This is a genomic window from Enterobacter sp. 342 (genome assembly GCF_036663495.1).
Classification (GTDB): domain Bacteria; phylum Pseudomonadota; class Gammaproteobacteria; order Enterobacterales; family Enterobacteriaceae; genus Enterobacter.
In genome coordinates this window covers 1-3,954 of the sequence record NZ_JAWUEI010000084.1, presented here as the reverse complement: position 1 = coordinate 3,954, position 3,954 = coordinate 1, and the positions used below count along the sequence as shown (strand labels likewise).

The window sequence follows — 3,954 nt, the reverse complement described above, 5'->3', positions numbered from 1 at the left end:
AGCAGTCAGCTAAGAAATAACTCAAAGGCGGCCAGAGTAGTTGACGCGTACCGGCCAAGGTAGTTGACGTCTAATAGCCACTGATTGTCTCAAACCTGGTGAATATCGTCTCGGCGGATTTCTTTAAGCTTGGTTTCTCAGAATATGCCGCCGTGATGGTCCCGGTTAACCTGGCCGCGATTGCGGCTACGCTGGTGATGCTGCATCTGTTTTTCCGTAAGGACATTCCCGCCGTTTACGACGTTTCTCTGTTGAAAGAACCGAAAGACGCTATACGTGATGTGAATACCTTTAAAACCGGCTGGCTGGTTCTGGTGTTGCTTCTGGTGGGATTCTTCGGACTGGAGCCGCTGGGCGTACCGGTCAGTTTGGTCGCAGCCGCTGGTGCATTGCTTCTGTTTGCTGTTGCGAAAAAAGGGCATGCCATTAACACCGGTAAGGTGCTGCGTGGTGCGCCCTGGCAAATCGTTATCTTCTCGCTGGGGATGTACCTGGTGGTCTACGGCTTACGAAATGCCGGTCTGACCCACTATCTCTCTTCCTTGCTGAATCAGCTGGCAGAGCAGGGATTGTGGGCGGCAACGCTGGGTACGGGCTTCCTGACGGCCTTCCTGTCATCAGTGATGAACAATATGCCGACCGTGCTGGTCGGGGCGCTGTCGATTGATGGCAGCACAGCGACCGGTGTTATCAAAGAAGCGATGATTTACGCCAACGTCATCGGCAGCGACCTGGGGCCAAAAATTACCCCTATCGGCAGTCTGGCAACGTTACTGTGGCTGCACGTTCTGTCGCAGAAAAATATCAAAATTACCTGGGGATATTACTTCCGGGTGGGCATTGTCATGACAATCCCCGTGCTGTTTGTCACGCTTGCAGCACTGGCGCTTCGTCTGTCTTTCACTTTGTAATGAGATACTGATATGAGCAACATTACCATTTATCACAACCCGGCCTGCGGCACGTCACGCAATACCCTTGAAATGATCCGCAACAGCGGTACAGAGCCGACCGTTATTCATTATCTTGAAACCCCACCATCACGAGCTGAGCTGGTAAAACTCATTGCGGATATGGGGATCACGGTACGAGCGCTGCTGCGTAAGAATGTCGAACCTTTTGAAGCGTTAGGGCTGGCGGAAGACCGCTTTACTGACGAGCAGTTAATCGATTTTATGTTGCAGCACCCTGTTCTGATCAATCGCCCTATCGTGGTAACGCCGCTGGGTACCCGGCTATGCCGCCCTTCTGAAGTCGTGCTGGATATTCTTCCCGATGCGCAGAAAAGCGCGTTCACGAAAGAGGACGGTGAGAAGGTAGTTGATGAAAAAGGTAACCGGCTGAACTAAACGTGTTCTTGTGACGAAGGGCGAGAGAACTCGCCCTTTTTTATTTAAGATAATCAGTGCTAACGGAGGATAAGAAGCGGTTGTTGCGTCTTTTGCAGCATTTCGGAGGTATGACTACCGATAAAGAACTGCCGCAACCTGGAATGACCGTAGGCCCCCATCACTATCAGATCGACAGCATTTTCCTCGGCGTAACGAATAAGCGCGTCCCCGACTGATTGCCCGGTAAGATGTGTTGTGCTGTTTTCTATATCCGCGTCACGTAAAATTTGCTGTGCGGTCAGCAGCTCTTCCTTCTTACCGTTTACCATGACAAGGTGGCACTCCAGCCCCCTGAGTAAGGGACTCATCGTCAGACGTTCCAGGTTACTCCTGCTTTCTTCACTGCCATCATAAGCCAGCATGACTCTGGAAGGCACTGAGTAGTTCTCCGGAACAACCAGTAGGGGTTTCTTTTGCAGACGAATAACGCTTTCCAGATGAGAGCCTACCGGATGCTGGCTACCCCGACGCCCCAGCACCATGAGACGAAGGTCGCTCAGCTCTGCCAGAACTTCATCCGGTGTACCGTGTTTTTGCATCAAAAGCACATCCGGGCTTCCCTGTTTTTGAAGCAGTTCAGCACAACTTTCCAGTATTGCTTTCCCCTGGGCCATCAGCAGGCGATTACGTTGCCCTTCAATTTCTACCAGCTCATCGGTCAGCAATTGCTGACTGTCTATGCCGAGAGTGCCGGTCAGGTCTGACACTACCGGGGTGCTGTCTTTTTCGATAACGTGCAACAGTGCTAGCTGTGATTGCAAAGTGCGGGCTGCCCACGCCGCATATTCACACACTGACCGCGTTGAAAGTGAACCGTCCACACAGGCTGTAACAGTATTATTCATAGTTTTCCCTCCAGTCTGTTAATGACCGCCCATCAGTTTTTCGACTTCTTCAGGTTTATCGTGAACACCAAACCGGTCAACGATGGTGCGGGTGGCTTCATTCATCCCACGTATTTCAACCCCGGCGCCCTCTCTACGGAACTTAATGACCACCTTATCCAGGGCGCTGACGGACGTGATGTCCCAGAAATGGGCATGTGAAACGTCTATCACCACATTCTCAATCGCTTCACGGAAATCAAAGTGGCTCGTAAAGCGGTCTGCTGATGCAAAGAATACCTGGCCGGTGACGGTATACGTCCGGCTCGTCCCCTCCAGAACTGAGGTTACACGCATGAACCGGGATACTTTAGTGGCAAAATTGAGCGAAGCAATCAGTACACCGGTCAGCACACCGAAGGCCAGATTATGTGTTGCCACCACAACCGCGACGGTGGCAAGCATGACCACGCTGGTTGAAAGGGGGTGTGTCCGCAGGTTGGCAATGGAGCGCCAGGAGAATGTCCCGATGGAAACCATAATCATCACCGCGACCAGCGCTGCCATCGGAATTTGGGAGACCCAGTTGCGCAGGAACACAATCAGGCAAAGCAGCACCACGCCCGCCGTGAGGGTTGAAAGTCGTCCGCGTCCACCGGATTTTACGTTGATAACAGATTGCCCAATCATCGCGCAGCCTGCCATTCCTCCGATAAAGGATGTGCAGATGTTCGCGATGCCCTGAGCTTTGCACTCCCTGTTTTTGTCGCTTGGCGTGTCGGTCATGTCATCCACGATAGTGGCGGTCATCATCGACTCAAGCAGGCCAACCACCGCAAGCCCCGCAGAATATGGCAGGATGATGAGCAGCGTCTGAAGATTTAAAGGCACGTCCGGGAGCAGGAAGACCGGCAGACTGTCGGGAAGTTTCCCCATATCCCCGACGGTTCGCACATCCAGATGCAGCCACATGGCAATCCCAGTCAGCACCACGATGCACACAAGCGGTGAAGGAATGGTTTTGTTGATATAAGGGAAGAGATAGATGATCCCCAGCCCTGCCGCAGTCATGGCATAAACATGCCATGTCACATTGGTCAGCTCAGGCAACTGGGCCATAAAAATCAGTATTGCCAGTGCATTAACAAACCCCGTGACCACTGAGCGTGAAACAAAACGCATCAGCCCGCCAAGCTTCAGATATCCGGCTATCAGCTGGAATACCCCGGTCAGTATGGAGGCAGCCAGTAAATACTGTAAGCCATGATCTTTCACCAGCGTCACCATCAGGAGAGCCATTGCACCGGTGGAGGACGAAATCATCGCCGGACGTCCGCCAAAGAAGGCCATAACGAGAGGAATACAGAACGCCGAGTAGAGGCCCACCTGGGGATCAACACCGGCGATAATGGAAAAGGCGATCGCTTCTGGAATGAGTGCGAGCGCGACAACAATACCGGCCAGAACGTCACCACGGACGTTACCCAGCCAGTCCTTACGCGTCGAGGACAGCAACATAGTAATTTCTCAGTTTTTAGATACAGTCAGCCCTGGAGGGCTACATTTTTACGTACGGTAAAGCACATCCGCAGACGGGATGTTATTGAGTGCGTGCTGAGGCTTGCTCAGTACGACAGAGGAAGGAAAAACTCAGGGTGGCGTAGGCTTTGTTGAATAAATCAGATTTCGGGTAAGTCTCCCCCGTAGCGGGTTGTGTTTTCAGGCAATACGCACGCTTT

At 52.4% G+C, this 3,954-nt stretch carries 3 protein-coding genes and 1 pseudogene; 2 read left to right on the top strand and 2 right to left on the bottom strand.

What is annotated here, in order from left to right; all coding sequences use genetic code 11:
* Positions 1-77: 77 nt before the first annotated feature.
* Positions 78-911 (top strand): annotated as a pseudogene (gene arsB / locus V6E55_RS25160) (arsenite/antimonite efflux transporter); the annotation flags it as partial.
* Positions 912-923: 12 nt separating this feature from the next.
* Positions 924-1,349 (top strand): glutaredoxin-dependent arsenate reductase, encoded by a 426-nt coding sequence (gene arsC, locus V6E55_RS25155; RefSeq protein WP_000065802.1) that lies wholly within the window; start codon positions 924-926, stop codon positions 1,347-1,349.
* 59 nt (positions 1,350-1,408) lie between these two features.
* Here arsC and V6E55_RS25150 read toward each other — a convergent pair whose 3' ends face one another.
* Together V6E55_RS25150 and V6E55_RS25145 are read right to left on the bottom strand one after the other, a co-directional pair.
* The gene (locus V6E55_RS25150) at positions 1,409-2,236 is read right to left on the bottom strand and encodes a universal stress protein (protein WP_001066652.1); all 828 of its coding nucleotides are present in this window, start codon (positions 2,234-2,236) and stop codon (positions 1,409-1,411) included.
* An 18-nt stretch (positions 2,237-2,254) separates the two neighbouring features.
* Positions 2,255-3,733, bottom strand: coding sequence for a SulP family inorganic anion transporter (locus tag V6E55_RS25145; protein WP_000927306.1), 1,479 nt, complete (start codon positions 3,731-3,733; stop codon positions 2,255-2,257).
* Positions 3,734-3,954: the final 221 nt, after the last annotated feature.